We start from the raw sequence: 16,773 nt of genomic DNA, 5'->3' as shown, positions 1-16,773 counted from the left end.
AGGTTGCCGCGCATGGCGACGATGAACGAAAAAGATTACTACGAGATTCTGGGTGTCTCCAAGGACGCCACCTCGCGTGATATTCAAAAGGCCTTCCAGCAAAAGGCCCGCAAGCTCCATCCGGACGTCAACAAAGAGCCGGATGCCGAGGAAAAGTTTAAAGAGGTTTCCGAGGCCTACGCCGTGCTTTCGGACGAGCAGAAGCGTTCGCGCTACGACGCCATGCGTTCGGGCAACCCCTTCGCCGGCGCTCCTACGGCTTCGCCCTATGGCGGCGGCTACGCCGGCAGCGCGGGCTATGGCAATCCCTTTGAGGGCGGTTTTCCCTTTGGTGGAGCCTGGGGCCAGCCGCGTCGCGGGCAGGCTGCCTACAATCCCGAGAACGGCGCCAACGTGGTCGTCGATATCAAACTCGACGCCAAGGAGGCAAAGGGCGGTGCCCGCAAGACCGTCCGCTACACGCGCTTCGATACCTGTAACAACTGCGGCGGTTCGGGCTCTGTCTCCTCCGAGCATGCCCATACCTGCCCAAGCTGTGGCGGCCGCGGCCATATCGACGTCGACCTGTCCTTCCTGTTTGGTGCGGGCACGTTCCAGTCGGTCTGCCCCGAGTGCGGCGGTTCCGGTAAGGTCGTGGCCGACCCCTGCCCTGATTGCGGCGGCAGCGGTCGTACTCGCGTAACCTCCGAGCAGACGATTGAGTTTCCTGCCGGCACGCACGATGGCGACGAGGTCCGCATTGGCGGCATGGGTCATGCTGGCACCAACGGTGCCGCGGGCGGCGATCTGGTCGGCCGCGCCCATGTTGAGGCCGAGCGCTTGGAAGGCAAAGCTCGTACCGGTTTTTACCTGATGGGCATCGTGGCGCCGTTTTTGGTACTCTCGGCCATCTCGGGCGTGTTCTCGGCCTTTGCCGTGATGTGCTTTATTCCGTTTGCCATGGGCCTGTTCATGGTGCTTTCGGACGGCGTGCTTCATCGCAGCCTGCTGTGGTGGAAGCGCGGCGCGATGCAGTTTGCCAACGGTTTTGCCAACGGCTTCATGTTCGCGCTCGTGTCGGTTTGGTTCGCGAGCTGCTCGCAACGGGCCATGCTTTCGCCGTACCAAATGCAATAACATCAAACCCTCTGTTTGCGGTCGGCCCTGCTTGGGTATAGGACGCACTGTGACAATAATGAAAGTCGGAAGGATTCGGTCGTGTCGGAAAATAGGGATTACTACGAGGTGCTTGGCGTCGACAGGGATGCCGACGCGCGGACGATTAAGCGTGCGTTTCTAAAGAAGGCCCGTACCGTACATCCGGATGTTTCGGACGACCCCGAGGCCGAGGCCAAGTTCAAGGAGCTCAACGAGGCCTATTCCGTTCTTTCCGATGAGCAGAAGCGTGCTAACTACGACCGTTACGGCACTGCCGACGGCCCTGGTGGTTCGGGCTACGTCGATATCAACGATATCTTTGGTGGCATGGGCATGGACGACTTGTTCTCGTCGTTCTTTGGCGGCGGTGCCGGCGGTGGCGCCCGCAGCCGTCGTGAGCGTCGTCGCGGACGAGACATGGCCATCTCGCTTTCGGTGACGCTCGAGGAGGCGGCGCTCGGCTGCAAAAAGACAATCAGCTATGACCGCCTTGCTCCTTGCGAGGACTGCAATGGCACCGGTAGGGCAGAGGGCGCACAGGAAAAGCAGTGCGGCCGCTGCCACGGTACGGGCTACGTCACGACGGTTCAGCGTTCGTTTTTGGGCCAGGTTCAGTCTTCCTCGCCTTGCCCTGACTGCCATGGCGAGGGCACGGTTATCGACCATCCCTGCGAGACCTGCGACGGTCAGGGCCGCACGCCTTCGCATGAAAAGATTGACATCGATATTCCCGCCGGCGTTTCGACCGGTCGCCAGCTGCGTGTGAGCGGCTTTGGCGAGGCCGGCCTTCGCGGCGAGCCTTCGGGCGACCTGATTGTCAACGTGCGCGTTGCCGACCACGAGCGCTTTAAGCGCAACGGTGACGACCTGTACCTGGTGAGCGATATCTCGATTGCGCAGGCTGCGCTCGGCTGCGAGATCGAGGTCGGGGGCATTATGCCCGACGAGGTCGTTAAGGTGACGGTTCCCGCCGGCGCCCAGTACGGTGATACCGTGAGCGTCAATAATTACGGCATGCCTCGCATTGGCGGTGGCGGTTCGCGTGGCCGCCTGATCGTGCAACTGCGCGTGGTCGTTCCCACCAATCTTTCCAATAAGCAGCGCGAGCTGCTCCGTGCTTTTGCCGATGATATGGGCGATGACGTCGCTTCCGGTAAGAAGTCGGTGACCGACCGCATCAAGAGCGCCCTCGACGATATCCTCGATTAAGGAGCCCGCGTGCTCGCACCCCATATTTCCGTCGTCAACCTCGGCTGCCGTGTCAACCGGGTTGAGTCCGACCGTATCACTGCCGATCTTATGCGCCTGGGCTTCGCTATTGTGGAGCCCCAGGATGCCGATCTGATCGTCATTAACACTTGCGCCGTTACGGGCGAGGCCGAGGCCAAGACCCGTAAGGCCGTCCGTCATGCGCTGGCCCATCCAAACGAGCCCTATGTGGTCGTGACCGGATGCGTGGTCAATTTGCATCCCGAGGAGCTGTCGGAGCTTTCGGATCGCGTGATTGCCGAGCCGTCCAAGATAGATGTCGCCGAACGTGTATGCGAGGTGCTGGGTGTTGAGTCCGATAGCGTTCCCGCCTGCAGCGATGGCGAGGTGGTCGATGCGCTCGGTCGCTCTCGCCTGGGCGTGAAGATTCAGGATGGCTGCAACCATCGCTGCACCTATTGCATTGTGTGGAAGGCGCGCGGCCCCGAGCGCTCCGTGCCCGTCGAGTCCGTGCTCGAGCAAGTTCGCGAGGCCCAGGAGGCCGGCGTGCCCGAGGTGGTGCTGACCGGTGTGAACCTGGGTGCCTACGATGGCAAGAGCGCGACCGACGAGCACGTCGAAATCGATGAGCTGCTCGAGGCCATCATGGAGCGCACGACTATTGCGCATGTGCGCATTTCCTCGGTCGAGCCCATGGATATCTCCGAGCGCCTGCTTAAGGTTATGGCGCGCTTTCCGCAGCGTATCGCCCCGTTTTTGCACCTGCCCGTGCAGTCCGGCTGCACGGCGACCCTGCATCGCATGGGCCGTCCCTATAGTGCGGAGGCCTTTGAGGACACGGTGCGTATGATTCGCGCCAATCTGCCGCAGGCGTCCCTTTCGTGCGACGTCATCGTCGGTTTTCCCGGTGAGACGGACGAGGAGTTCGAGGAGTCGCTGGCGCTGTGCCGCCGTGTGGGTTTCTCGCGTATGCACGTGTTCCGCTACAGCAAGCGTCCCGGTACCCTTGCTGCCGACATGCCCGACCAGGTTCCGCCCGAGGTTATGGCCGAGCGCAGCCGCCGTATGCGGGCCGCTGCACAGGAGCTCGCTATTGCCGACGCTCGCCGTCGCGTGGGCACGGTCGAGCGTGCCGTGCTCGAGTATGGCGACAACCTGACGCTCGGCTCGTTCCATCATGCCCGTCTTGACGATACCTGTGGACTTACAGCCCCGTGCCTGCTCGATGTTGCTATCATCGGAGTCGATGATTCCGGCTTGGTCCATGCACGCAGGGAGGTTCATGGAAGCCTCGAAGATTAGACTTACCGTTCCCGAGGGGATTGATCCCTCGCGCGTTTTGGGCGCCGGCGACGGCGTCCTTCGTGCGCTCGAGAGCTTGGTTCGCGCTCATGTGGTCGCCCGTGGCGATAGCATCTCCGTGAGCGGCGACCCGGACGAGGTCGAACTCGTGGCGCGCTTTTTCGAGCACGCTTTTTGCGAGGCGGCCGCCGGGCGCACGCTGTCTGCCGACGATGTCTCTCGCTGCCTGGCCGTCTTGCGCGACGGTGAGCACGAGGCTACGTCGCTTCGCGATGACGTGCTGCTTTCGTATCGCGGCCGCGTCATTCGCCCCAAGACGCTCGGCCAAAAGCGCTATGTGGATGCCATCCGCACGCATACCATCACGTTTGGCCTGGGTCCTGCCGGCACCGGTAAGACCTATCTGGCCATGGCGCTCGCCGTTGCCGCGCTCAAGCGTCACGAGGTGGGCCGTCTGATCTTGACGCGTCCGGTTGTCGAGGCGGGGGAGAATCTGGGCTTTTTGCCCGGCACCCTCGAGGAAAAGATCGATCCCTACATGCGTCCGCTTTACGACGCCCTTTTTGACATGATGGATCGCGAGCGCACCGATGAGCTTATGGAGCGCGGCGTGATCGAGATCGCCCCGCTTGCCTACATGCGCGGCCGCACGCTGAGTGATGCCTTCGTGGTGCTCGACGAGGCACAAAATACCACGCCCGAGCAGATGAAGATGTTCCTGACGCGCCTGGGCTTCAACTCCAAGTTCGTGATTACCGGCGACCTGAGCCAGCGTGACCTGGTGGGTCGTCGTGGTGGCTTGGCGGATGTCGAGAAGATTTTGGGCCGTGTCGATGATGTCGCATTTTCGCACCTCGAGCGTGCCGACGTGGTGCGCCATGCCTTGGTGGGACGTATCGTCGAGGCATACGATACTTATGATGATGTGCGCGAGAAGCGCGTACGTGACCGAAAGGAGTCCCGTTGAGTGTATTGATCAGCAACGATGCCGAGCTCGATACGCTGCTCGACGCGCAGGAGGTGGAGCACATCTGCGAGGTTGTGCTTGCCGCCGAGGGCGTTGAGCGTGAAGTCGAGATTTCCCTTTCGTATGTCGACGAGGACGAGATGCACGAGCTCAACCACGAGTGGCGCGGTATCGACCGCACCACCGATGTGCTCTCGTTTGAATGCGACTCGGCCTTTGACGAGGATATTCCCGCCGACGAGACGCTCGAGCTCGGCGATATCATCTTGGCCCCGCAGGTTATTGCCCGTCAGGCCCCCGGTTTTGGCAATAGCCCCGCTGACGAGTGTCGTCTGATGCTCGTACACGGCATGCTGCACCTGCTGGGCTATGACCATATCGAGGACGACGAGGCCGAGGTCATGGAGGCCCGCGAGGACGCCATCCTGCGCGATCTGGCGCTCGAGCGCGGCGAGGACCCCAAGCTAGTCCACGTCGGCCCCATCACCAACCACGCCCACGACTAGGAGCCGTCTATGATTCCCGGATCGAACAAGGACCATCCGTCCTTCTTAAAGTCGTTTTCTTACGCTATGGAGGGCTTCGTCACCGCCGTCAAGACCGAGCGCAACATTAAGGTCATGCTCGTGGCGGGCGTGTGCACCGTCATTGCAGGCTGCATCGTGGGGCTCGACATTGCCGAGTGGGCCACGATTATCATCTGTTGCGGCCTGGTGATCCACGGCGAGCTTTGCAATACCGCCATGGAGGCCATCGTCGACCTGGCGACCCAGGAGCTCCATCCGCTGGCCAAGCGTGCGAAGGACATCGCCGCCGCCTCCGTATACGTTCTTTCCATCACCGCCGCGATTGTGGGCTTGCTGGTATTTGCCCACGCGCTCGGCTTTATTTAGAAAGGGATTCCCATGTCCGACAATATGCAGTCTACCGATGAGATTTTGGACGACGAGTCCCCGGATGCTAAGGCGACCGAGGCCTATGAGGAAGTCGAGGAGTTCGACCCGTTTGAGGGCATGAGCGACGAGGAGCTCGACGCCCTGTGCGATGAGGACGACAGCCTCGCGGGCTTTGGCGACGTTGAGCCCGGTTTCCGCAGTGGCTTCGTGGCCTTGGTCGGCCGCCCCAACGCCGGTAAGTCAACGCTGCTCAACGCCTGCTATGGCAAAAAGGTCGCCATCACCTCGCCGGTGGCCCAGACGACCCGCCGCCGCATGCGCGCCGTCGTCAACCGACCCGGCTACCAGCTGGTCTTTGTCGATACCCCGGGTATCCACAAGCCCAAGGACGGTCTAGGGTCCGAGCTGAACAAGAGCGCGCTGTTCGAGCTGAACGATGTCGATGTTGTCGCGTTTTTGATTGATGCCACCAAACCGATCGGCAGGGGAGACGCCTGGGTTGCCGAGCGTGTCAAGAATGCCCGTTCCAAGAAGGTCCTGGTGCTCACCAAGGCCGATGAAGCCGACCCCGCACAGGTCATGGAGCAGCTTAAGGCCGCCCACGAGCTTATGGAATATGACGACGAGATCGTGACGTCGTCGGTCAAGAACTTTAACGTCGATGCCTTCATCGAGACCGTTGCGCACTTTTTGCCCGAGGGTCCGCGTTGGTTCCCCGAGGACATGGGTACCGACGCTTCCGACGAGACGCTCGTTGCCGAGTTTGTGCGCGAAAAGGTCTTGCGCCGCACCCGTGATGAGATTCCGCACTCCGTTGGCGTTATTTGCGATGCGCTCGAGCAGACCAAGAAGGTGCTGCGTGTGCACGCCACCATTTATGTCGAGCGTGAGGGCCAAAAGGGCATCATCATCGGCAAGGGCGGCGAGATGATCAAGCATATCGGTATCGACGCCCGTCGCGATCTTGAGCGCATCTTTGGCACGCAGGTCTTTTTGGAGTTGGACGTGAAGGTCAAGGCCGGTTGGCGCGACGACGAGGCTCAGATTCGCCGTTTTGGCTACAACGCCGAGGACTAAGGACGCGCAGCGCGCATGGCAGGCTCCCGGACATATCGCACGAAGGTGCTCGTGCTCGACAAGACCAAGCTCAAAGAGACCGACCTGATCTTGACGATGCTTGACGAGCGGGGGCGGCAGGTTCGTGCCGTGGCAAAGGGCGCCCGCAAACCCGGCGGACGCCTGGCTGCGCGCTGCGAGCTGTTCTGTACGGTAGATATGCTGCTCGCACATGGACGGTCACTCGACGTGGTTTCCCAGGCCGAGCTTATGGAGGCGCCGCTCGGCGTTGCGCCCGATTACGAGACGACCTGCGCCGCAAGCGCGATCGCCGAGGTCGCGCGCGTGTGCTCGTTCGAGGACGCCGAGGACCCGTTTACCTTTGCTATAACGCAGCGAGCGCTTGCCCTGGTGGGCAGCGGGCTCGACACGGCGCATATGGATCTACTTGTGGCGGCATATGTCTTTAAGCTGCTGTCGCACGTTGGCTATCGACCCGATTTTTCGGCCTGCGTGCTGTGCGGAGACCCCATGCTGTCGTATTTTTCGCCCCAGGCGGGCGGCCTCATGTGCGGGTCGTGCGCGTCGAGCGTTCCAGGTGCCGAACTGGTGTCGACCGGTGAGGCCGCATGGCTGCGCGCCCTCATGTCCATGACCTTCGATGCGCTTTTGGCCGAGCGAATCGACCCGCATACCGCAGCCTTTTTGCTGGGGCTTTCGCATGTTTGGGCTGCGACGCACACCGATCAGCGCCTCCGTGCGATGGAATTCATGTTGGGTCGGTGATGATGCGCAGGCGCGGGCTGCTTGTGGTAACATACCGACCTGTTGGTACCTCGACCTTGGTTGCTCGCTCCACCGGCGGCTTCCCAGTCCGAGGCGAATCGAGTCGCCCGATGGCGACGCAAAAAGAAAGGTGAAACAATGACTGTTTCCAAAGAGCGCAAGGCGGAGCTGACTGCCCAGTTCGGTAACACCCCGGTCGACACCGGCAACCCCAAGGTTCAGGTCGCCATCCTGTCCGAGCGCATCAAGGAGCTGACCGAGCATATGAAGTCCCATCAGAAGGACTTCCACACCCGTCGTGGTCTGCTCATGCTCGTCGGTCGTCGTCGTCGTCTTCTCTCCTACATCAAGAAGAACGACATCGTCGAGTACCGTGAGCTCATCAAGGCTCTGGGCATCCGCGACAACATCCAGTAGGATTTGTACATGCTAAGAGCGTCCTGCGCAGCGGGGCGCTCTTTTTGTGTAAGGGCGCGAACAATCACGCTCTGAAGCGTGGCGGGGGCAGGGGGTCCGCGTCACATGAGAAGCCCGCAGGCAAGGGGCCTGTGGGGTAAAGGAGAACAATGACACTCGTATCCAAGACCTTTGAGCTGTACGGCAAGACCTACACCTTTGAGTCGGGCGAGCTTGCCAAGCAGGCCACCGGCGCCTGCCTGGTCAAGCAGGGCGACACCACGATGCTCGATACCGTGGTCGTCTCCAAGGAGCGCAAGAACTATGACTTCTTCCCGCTGACCGTCGACTTCAACGAGAAGATGTACGCTGCCGGCCGCATCCCGGGTGGCTACCTCAAGCGTGAGGGCCGTCCCAGCGAGAAGGCCACGCTCACCGCGCGCATGATCGACCGTCCGATTCGCCCGAGCTTCCCGGACGGCTTCCGCAACGAGGTGCACATCGTCGCTACCTCGCTTGTCGCCGACCAGGTCAACCCCTTTGACGTCATCAACGTCATGGGTGCTTCCCTGGCCATGACGCTCGGCGGCGTGCCCTTCGAGGGTCCGCTTGCCTGTGTACGCATCGGCCGCAACGTGGAGACCGGCGAGTTTATCGTCAACCCCACTTATGAGGAGCGCGAGAACTCCGACCTGGACCTGGAGCTGGGCGGCTCTGCCGACTTCATCTCGATGGTCGAGGCCGGCGCCGAGGAGATCTCCGAGGACGACATGCTCGCCGCTATGAAGTTTGGCCAGGAGGCCCTCGCTGCTTTCTGCCAGGCTCAGGATGAGTTCGTCGCCGAGTGGGAGCAGGTCAACGGCCCCATCGTCAAGAAGGAGTACCCGCTCGACCAGCCCGTCGAGGAGGTCCAGGAGCGCATCTTCGCCCACTACGACGAGATGGCAGCCGCCTTGCGCGACGCCGACAAGCTCTCCCGTATCGGCAAGGTCGAGGCTCTGAAGGAGTCCATCCGCGCCGAGTTCACCGAGGAGGAGCAGGCTGCTTGGGAGCGCGAGATCCCCGTGGCGCTCAAGAAGCTCGAGAAGAAGGCCATGCGCACTATGGTCGTCGAGACCGGCGAGCGCGTCGACGGCCGTGCCGCCGACGAGATCCGTCCCATCATGGTGAAGGACAACTACCTGCCGCTCGTTCACGGCTCCGGTCTGTTCCAGCGCGGCCAGACCCAGGTGCTCTCCGTCCTGTCGCTCGGCATGCTCAACGAGGGCCAGCGTCTGGATACCATCGAGCCCACCGAGGGTAAGCGCTACATGCACCACTACAACTTCCCGCCGTTCTGCACCGGCGAGACCGGCCGCATGGGCAGCCCCAAGCGTCGCGAGATCGGTCACGGCAATCTGGCAGAGCGCGCTCTGCTTCCGGTGCTTCCCGACGAGAACGAGTTCCCCTACGCCATCCGCGTCGTCTCCGAGGTCATGGAGTCCAACGGCTCCTCTTCGATGGCTTCGACCTGCGGCTCCACGCTCGCCCTTATGGACGGCGGCGTGCCCATTAAGCGCCCGGTCTCCGGTATCGCCATGGGCCTGATCCAGGAGGAGGGTAAGACCGTGGTCCTGTCCGACATCCAGGGTCTCGAGGACTTCCTGGGCGACATGGACTTTAAGGTCACCGGCACCACCGAGGGCATCACCGCCCTGCAGATGGACAACAAGGCCACCGGCCTCACCTTCGACATCCTGGCCCGCGCCCTGCAGCAGGCCAAGGAGGGTCGCGCCTTCATCCTGCAGAAGATGCTCGATGTGATCCCCGAGCCGCGCCACACCACACGCAGCACCGCTCCGCGCATCGTCTCCATCCAGGTCCCGACCGACAAGATCCGCGACGTCATCGGTTCCGGCGGTAAGGTCATCCGCGGTATTCAGGACGAGACCGGCGCTTCGGTCGACATCCAGGAGGACGGCACCGTCTTTGTCGGCGGCACCGGCGAGTCCGTGGACCAGGCCGTCGAGCGCATCAAGCTCATCATCAAGGTTCCCGAGCCGGGCGAGGAGTACACCGGTCGCGTGGTCTCCATCCAGCCCTTCGGCGCCTTCGTCAACCTGCTGCCCGGTAAGGACGGCCTGCTGCACATCTCCCGCGTCGCCAAGGGCCGCGTGGAGAAGGTCGAGGACGTCCTCAATGTGGGCGACGAGGTCAAGGTCGTCGTCATCGAAGTCGATGACCGCGGCAAGATTTCGCTCGATCGTCTGGATAAGCCCGAGGCCCCGGCTCGCGCCGAGGGTTCCTCCGAGGGCGACGGCGAGCACTTCCAGCGCCGTGAGCGTCCGCGTCGCGAGCGTTCCGAGCGCAGCGACCGTCCGCGCCGTCCCGGTGACAACGGAGGCCGCAAGCCCCGCCGTCACCACGACGCCGAGTAACAGCCGTACATAAGCAGCTCATGCAAGGGCGACTCCTAAGGGGTCGCCCTTTTGTTTGCGCCCGGGAGGGCCGCATATGAAGTTTCCTGCTCTACAGTCCTGCGCAAGACGGAAAGCACATTAAGTGCTTTCCTTTGCGTGCGGAACTCGCGATAAACTTCATATGCGCCCCTCCCGGTCGCAAGCAAAAGGGCTGGTTAGTGCCGCTCGCTATTTAGCTAGACAGTCTATTCAGTAGTCAGATTTCAGATCTGTAGATAGCCGCAGCAGCATCTTCCCAGATAAAACCGACCAAAACAAACCTGTCCCTTTTTGGCAGGTTTCCCGTGGGGCGGGCGCTGATGAAGTTTATCGCGAGTTCCGCACGAACAGGAGGCCACTTAATGTGGCCTCCGTCGTGAGCAGGACTGTAGAGCAGGAAACTTCATCAGCGCCCGCCCCACGGGAAACCGGCGGGATAGACCAGTTCAGATGGGGCTTTGATGCATGGGTGGTCTGTTGTTGTGCAAATGGGTATCATACTGTGGTTATTGCATCGACTCTGCGATGCATATTTGTACGTTCCCGACGGTCGGTTTGCCAGAAGCGCCCCGTCGGTTGTTTCAGACCCGTTTCGAAGAAAGGAAACAACACTAACCTATGGCAGCTAAAAAATCATCTCCCTTGAAGATCATCCCGCTCGGCGGCCTTGACGGCATCGGCAAGAACATGACGGTCTTCGAGTGCGGCGACGACATGGTGCTCGTCGACGCCGGCCTCATGTTCCCGGATGACTCCCAGCCCGGTATCGACCTGGTGCTTCCCGACTACACCTATGTTTTGGAGAACGAGGAAAAGCTCCGCGGTATCGTCGTCACCCACGGCCACGAGGACCACACCGGTTCGCTTCCGTATCTGCTGCAGGACCTCAACAACAAGGTGCCCATCTTTTCGAGCAAGCTGACGCTTGGCTTTATCGAGGGTAAGCTTTCTGAGTTCCGCATCCGCGCACCCAAGTTCCGCGAGGTCAAGGGCGGCAGCCATGTCAACCTCGGCGGCATCTCGCTCGACTTCTTCTCGATGACGCACTCCATCCCCGGCGCTCTGGGCGTGTTCATCCGCACCAATCAGGGCACCGTTATGCACACCGGCGACTTTAAGCTCGACCAGACGCCCATCGACGGCGTCACGCCCGACTATGCCGCTATCAGCCGCTTTGCCAAGCAGGGCATCGACCTGTTGCTGTCCGACTCCACCAATGCCACGGTTCCCGGCTTTACCAAGTCCGAGGCCGAGGTTGGTCCCAACCTGCTACATGCCATCAAGAACGCCCCGGGTCGCGTGTTCGTCGCTTCGTTCTCGAGCCATATCCATCGTTTGCAGCAGATCTGCGATGCCGCCCGCAAGTGCGGTCGTAAGGTCGTTGTGACCGGTCGTTCCATGCTCACCAACACCCGCGTCGCGCGCGAGCTGGGCTACCTCAACATCGACGATGCCGATATCATCGATGCCTTCGATATCGATAACCTGCCCGACGACAAGATCGTCGTCATGTGCACCGGTTCGCAGGGCGAGCCGCTGTCGGCCCTGTCCCGCATGGCCAATGGCGAGCACAAGACGCTCTCTATCCACGAGGGCGATACCGTCATCCTCTCGGCAACTCCCGTTCCCGGCAACGAGAAAGCCGTCCAGCAGGTCGTCAACAGCCTGGCCAAGCTCGGCTGCGACGTGTGGGATAAGAACCGCGCTCTTGTCCACGTCTCGGGCCACGGTAGCCAGGAGGAGCTCAAGCTCCTGATGGCCATGGCCAAGCCCACGTACTTTATGCCGGTTCACGGTGAGGCCGTGCATCTGCGCGCCCATGCCCAGCTTGCCCGCAAGATGGGCATCAAGGACGATCATATCTTTATCCTCGATAACGGCGACACGCTCGAGATGCGCGGCGGTATCGTCAAGCGCGGTACGCCCGTCGAGTCCGGCGTCGTCTACGTCGACGGCCTTCGTATCGGCGATACCGACCCCATCGTCTTGCGCGATCGTCAGAAGCTCGCCAATGACGGTATGGTTACCGCTGTTGCCATCGTCTCGCTTAAACACAAGAAGATCGAGGCCATCGAGTTCTCGGGCCGCGGCGTCTCGTTTGCCATCGACGACCAGTTCTCTGAGGATGCCTCCGCGTCCATCATGAAGACGATCGAGAAGGGCAAGTTCAGCTTTACGAGCAGCGGTTCCGATGCCATTCGCAAGGCCGTGCGCGACTCACTCTCTAACTTTATCTGGAGCCGTACGCGCACTCGTCCGATGATCATCCCGGTCGTCATGGAGGTTTAGTTTGGCGCGCGGATCTGCACAAAACGCCAAAGGCAATAAAGCCAACAACCAACCGGCATCTGCTAAGGGTGCCGGTTCCCATCTTCGTGCCAATAAAGGTCACGAGGCCGACTTCGACGATTTTGAGCCCCTGGTCGAGCCTTCGGCCAACCGCGATATCGCCGGCGTGGTCATTGCCGTTTTGGCGATTGCGTCCTTCATTGCCGTGATTTCGCCGGCGACCGCACCCGTTACGGCTGCGGTTGCCGGTTTCTACCACCTGGGCTTTGGTCTGGGCGCCTACGTGCTGCCGATTGTCATTTTGCTGTTTGCCGCCACGCTCTTTTTAGGCGAGGATTCGCCGCTCAACGTGCGCTCTGTTGCGGGCGGTGCCGTGGTCTTTATCGCCGTCGTCTCCATTCTTTCGCTGATGGTGCCGGGTACGAGCGACTCGTGCGACCTTATGTTCACGCTGCAAAACCTGTCCGCCTCGGGTGGCTACATCGGTGCGTTTATTGCGAGTGCATTGCAGAATGCCCTGGGTAAGCCTATCGCAATGGTGGTCCTATTGGGTCTGGCCGTCGTTGGCTTTGTCATCATCGGCTTTTCGGTGGGCGGCGTTTTGCGCTCTGCCCGCGACCGTGCGGCCGATTTTGCCGAGCGCCGTCGTGCCGACGTCAACGCGAGTCCGTGGGGTGACGACGAAGCCCTGTCGGTGCCCGGCGTTGCCCGTCCGCACCTGAGCATTCTTCGTCAAAAGGGCTCCGATATGGCCGTGACCACGGTGATGGGCAACGATGATGACCTGGTTTTGGACGATGACGACGAGGACGAGGATCCGTTTGTCGACGTGTCCGATGCCGTGGAGGCCGAGCGCGCCAAGACGACGCTGCTGCCGCGCCGTCATGCCAAGAAGAGCAAGACGGCTCCCAAGCTCAATACGAGTGAACCCGACCCGTCTTGGTCCGAGAGCGAGATTGAGCTTACCGAGGGCGATGACGAGGACGACGAGGCTCCGATCGAGACTGCCAAGACGACCTTGCTGCCGCGTCGCCATGCCAGGCGCGGCCAGGTGACCGGCCAGCTTTCGATGGAGGACGATCCGGACAAGGTCGACGAGTCCGAGCCGCCGTTTGCCGTGAATCCCGTCTCGGCCGCCCCTCAAATTCCTGATTTCCTCAAGCATCCCAAGGTTGCCGATGCGTCTGTTGCGAGCGCTGCCGAGGCGTCTACTTCGAGCGATGGGGGAGCGGACAATGCCCCCGCGGATAACGAGGGCGAAGAAGAGGACGGCCTTAAGCTTCCGCCGCTCGAAATCCTGCATGCAAACCCTCAGTCCGCTTCTGCCGCATCTTCGGACAAGGAGCTGGAACAGACTGCCGAGTCGCTTCAGTCCACCTTGCTGGAGTTTGGTCGTAGTGCCCGCGTAGTCGGCTGGATCGCCGGCCCCACGGTGACGACCTTTAAGCTGCAACCTGGCGAGGGCGAGCGCGTGAGCAAGATTTCGAGCCTCGAGGACGATATCGCGCTATCGCTTGCTGCCCAGTCGGTGCGTATCTTTGCCCCGATCCCCGGCACCTCGCTTGTGGGTATCGAGATCCCCAATCGCAAGCGCCAGAACGTCAACCTGGGCGACGTGCTTCCCTATGTGAAGGGCGGTCCGCTCGAGCTCGCCATCGGTCGAGATGCCGAGGGTACGCCGGTCGTCGCCGACCTTGCCAAGATGCCCCACCTGCTGATCGCCGGTACCACGGGTTCCGGTAAGTCGGTCATGATCAACTCCATCATCACGACCTTGCTCATGCGCGCCCTTCCCGAGGACGTTCGCCTGATCATGGTCGACCCCAAGCGCGTCGAGCTTGCGGGCTATAACGGTCTGCCGCATCTTTACGTGCCTGTAGTGACCGAGCCCAAGCAGGCCGCGAGCGCTCTGCAATGGGCCGTGTCCGAGATGGAGCGTCGTCTGAAGGTCTTCGAACGCCTTAACGTGCGTAAGATCTCGACCTACAACGAAAAGCAGGCCGCCGGCGAGTTTGAGCATTACGACAACCCGCCGCAAAAGATGCCCTACCTGGTCATCATCATTGACGAGCTCTCGGACCTGATGATGGTCGCCGGTAAGGATGTCGAGGCCTCGATCGTGCGTATTGCTCAGCTGGGCCGTGCCGCCGGTATCCACCTTATCGTGGCCACGCAGCGCCCTAGCTCCAACGTGGTGACCGGTCTCATCAAGGCCAACATCACCAACCGCATTGCCTTTAACGTCGCCACGGGCATCGACTCGCGCGTCATCATCGACCAGATGGGCGCCGAGAAGCTCACCGGTTTGGGCGATATGCTGTTCTCAAAGGTCGACTGGGGCAAGCCCCGCCGTATCCAGGGCTGCTTTGTCTCGGACGACGAGATCAACGAGATTGTCGAGTTCGTCAAGTCGCAGAGCGAGCCCGACTACCACGAGGAGATCCTGTCTGCCGTGGCGCCCGCTTCCATGTCCATGGCGGGTAGCGGCGGCATTGTCCGCACCGGAGTCGCCGAGCCACAAGACGATGATCCACTCATCTGGGAAGCCGCCCATATTGTGGTGGATTCGCAGCTTGGCTCCACATCTGGCCTGCAACGCCGCCTGAAGGTTGGCTATGCGCGTGCCGGGCGTATTATGGACATGCTGGAAGAAAAGGGTGTCGTCGGTCCGCCCGACGGTTCCAAGCCGCGTGAGGTCCTGTTGGACGAGGAGGGGCTTGCCGCGCTGGAATCTATCGACGCCGAGATGGCACGTGAAGATCGTGAGTTTGGAGGATTCTGATGGCTGCACGCTTTGGTGACATGCTGCTTGAGCAGCGTCGCCGAATGGGCCTTTCTATTCAGCAGGTCGCCAACACCATCAAAATCAGGCCGCAGATCATCGAGTTTTTCGAGACCGGTAACTTTGCTTCGATGCCGCCGCGCGGCTATGCGCAGGGCATGATTTCGAGCTATGCTCGCTTTTTGGGCCTCAATCCGCGCGAGGTCGTCAATGCCTACTTTGACGACCTGATGGCATACGAACGCGAGACGTCGCAGCAGGGCGGTCGTTTTCAGGACGCCGCCGGCTACGTCAATTCGCGTTCCTCGGTCGATAACGGGCGCTTCCTGATGGTTCAGGGCGGTCGTTCGACCCGTTATGGACAGCGTCCTCAGCAGGCCGGTTATATTACCGAGACGGGTTCTGGCGAGGAAATTCGCTCACAGCGTGACCGGTTCCGCAGTACGCCGATGCCCGAGGACCGTGCACTTCCCGCTGCCCGCGGCGTGGCGCGTGACCCTCGTGCCGGCTACGGCGACGGCGGCTATTCCGATCGCGGTTACCGTGGTGCCTCTACGGGACGCTCTCGCGGTGGCTATGCGGATGCCGATACCACGCAGGTGACGCCGCGTCTTCGCTCTCAATCTCAGCCGTGTGGCCAGCGCCCTTCGGCTCCGCGTTCGGGCCAGCGTGGCTATCAAGGCCGCGGTGAACTTGCGCCCCGCTCGGGTCAGCGCGGCCTTCAGGGCCAGGGTGGCTATCGTGGCCGTTCCGATAGCAATCGTGGTCGTATGCCTCAGGGAGGCGGCCGCAGCAGTTCCAGTCGTGGACGCGGCGGATCTCGTACTCCTCAAAACAACGGGCTCGATCCGCGTATCGTCTACGCTGGCATCGGTGCCGTGGCGCTGCTGCTGATCGTGCTCATCGTGGTACTTCTGCGCGGCTGCGCATCTTCGACGCCCGAAACCACGCCCGAGACGCCTGCTGCTACCAAGACGACGACCAAGAAGTCTTCTAAGAAGACCGAAACGGTCGACGAGGACGAAGACACCGATGAGGCGACGGATGAGTCGACCGGTTCGGACGCCACCAAGACGACGGCTAAAAAGGAAGAGAACGAGGCAACGAAGGTCAAGGTCTCCGTTGCCAAGGGAAAGACCGCGTGGATTGAGGTCAAGGTCGATGGCAAGTCGGTCTATGGCGCCCAGGCGACTGGCCCCTTTGAGCAGGAGTACACGCCTGAGTCCTCGATCGAGATCACCACGTCCAAGCCTTCCGATGTCACCGTTACCAAGAACGGCGAAAAGGTCCGTTACGATACCAAGACCTCGGGCGTGGCGCGTGTGACGATCACCGTTCCCAAGAAGGAGACGACTGGTTCCGAGAATGGTGAAAGTTCTGATGGTACCGACACCACCGATGGTACCGACACCACCGACGGCACCGATGCCCAGTCCACGGATGGCGCCGATACCGCAACTGACGGCCAGACGTCCACCGATTCTACCGACTATTCGTACGATAGCTACTAAGTCG

General features: G+C 61.4%; 13 protein-coding genes. All 13 read left to right on the top strand.

The genetic code is table 11. The features are described from left to right. Positions 1–12 precede the first annotated feature (12 nt). The 13 genes from DW925_RS03890 to DW925_RS03830 all read left to right on the top strand — a co-directional run bounded on the left by DW925_RS03890 (position 13) and on the right by DW925_RS03830 (position 16,769). Positions 13–1,116 (top strand): DnaJ domain-containing protein, encoded by a 1,104-nt coding sequence (locus tag DW925_RS03890; protein WP_195239268.1) that lies wholly within the window; start codon positions 13–15, stop codon positions 1,114–1,116. A gap of 81 nt (positions 1,117–1,197) precedes the next feature. Beyond that, a complete protein-coding gene (dnaJ, locus tag DW925_RS03885; RefSeq protein WP_117583205.1) occupies positions 1,198–2,346 on the top strand; it encodes a molecular chaperone DnaJ in 1,149 nt (382 codons plus the stop codon). A 9-nt stretch (positions 2,347–2,355) separates the two neighbouring features. Next, positions 2,356–3,648 (top strand): MiaB/RimO family radical SAM methylthiotransferase, encoded by a 1,293-nt coding sequence (locus tag DW925_RS03880; protein ID WP_117583204.1) that lies wholly within the window; start codon positions 2,356–2,358, stop codon positions 3,646–3,648. Continuing rightward, the gene (locus DW925_RS03875) at positions 3,629–4,615 is read left to right on the top strand and encodes a PhoH family protein (RefSeq protein ID WP_117583203.1); all 987 of its coding nucleotides are present in this window, start codon (positions 3,629–3,631) and stop codon (positions 4,613–4,615) included. The genes DW925_RS03880 and DW925_RS03875 overlap by 20 nt, the downstream gene beginning before the upstream one ends. Next, complete coding sequence (gene ybeY, locus DW925_RS03870) at positions 4,612–5,121, top strand: rRNA maturation RNase YbeY (RefSeq protein ID WP_117564282.1); 510 nt, start codon at positions 4,612–4,614, stop codon at positions 5,119–5,121. The genes DW925_RS03875 and ybeY overlap by 4 nt, the downstream gene beginning before the upstream one ends. Positions 5,122–5,130: 9 nt before the next feature. Further along, on the top strand, positions 5,131–5,508 hold the full coding sequence (locus tag DW925_RS03865) for a diacylglycerol kinase family protein (protein WP_099431794.1): 378 nt from the start codon (positions 5,131–5,133) through the stop codon (positions 5,506–5,508). A 12-nt stretch (positions 5,509–5,520) separates the two neighbouring features. Further along, positions 5,521–6,588 carry a GTPase Era gene (gene era / locus DW925_RS03860; protein WP_187362360.1) on the top strand — a complete coding sequence of 356 codons (1,068 nt, stop codon included), beginning with the start codon at positions 5,521–5,523 and terminating at the stop codon, positions 6,586–6,588. A 15-nt stretch (positions 6,589–6,603) separates the two neighbouring features. Then, complete coding sequence (gene recO / locus DW925_RS03855; RefSeq protein WP_117629181.1) at positions 6,604–7,353, top strand: DNA repair protein RecO; 750 nt, start codon at positions 6,604–6,606, stop codon at positions 7,351–7,353. A gap of 138 nt (positions 7,354–7,491) precedes the next feature. Further along, positions 7,492–7,770: a 30S ribosomal protein S15 gene (gene rpsO / locus DW925_RS03850; RefSeq protein ID WP_035138510.1), complete on the top strand. Its 279-nt coding sequence runs from the start codon at positions 7,492–7,494 to the stop codon at positions 7,768–7,770. A gap of 149 nt (positions 7,771–7,919) precedes the next feature. Further along, complete coding sequence (locus DW925_RS03845) at positions 7,920–10,166, top strand: polyribonucleotide nucleotidyltransferase (RefSeq protein ID WP_117583200.1); 2,247 nt, start codon at positions 7,920–7,922, stop codon at positions 10,164–10,166. Positions 10,167–10,805: 639 nt separating this feature from the next. Then, positions 10,806–12,476 (top strand): ribonuclease J, encoded by a 1,671-nt coding sequence (locus tag DW925_RS03840; protein WP_006235967.1) that lies wholly within the window; start codon positions 10,806–10,808, stop codon positions 12,474–12,476. Between the two features lies 1 nt (position 12,477). After that, entirely contained in the window at positions 12,478–15,258 is a 2,781-nt protein-coding gene (locus DW925_RS03835; RefSeq protein WP_233540223.1) for a DNA translocase FtsK, read from the top strand. After that, the gene (locus DW925_RS03830; protein ID WP_117790401.1) at positions 15,258–16,769 is read left to right on the top strand and encodes a RodZ family helix-turn-helix domain-containing protein; all 1,512 of its coding nucleotides are present in this window, start codon (positions 15,258–15,260) and stop codon (positions 16,767–16,769) included. The genes DW925_RS03835 and DW925_RS03830 overlap by 1 nt, the downstream gene beginning before the upstream one ends. Positions 16,770–16,773: the final 4 nt, after the last annotated feature.

Source organism: Collinsella sp. AM43-1, assembly GCF_003467925.1.
In the GTDB taxonomy this organism is placed as follows: Bacteria; Actinomycetota; Coriobacteriia; order Coriobacteriales; family Coriobacteriaceae; genus Collinsella.
Note: the sequence above shows the minus strand (reverse complement) of the source record. Positions and strands in the feature narration are given on the sequence as shown.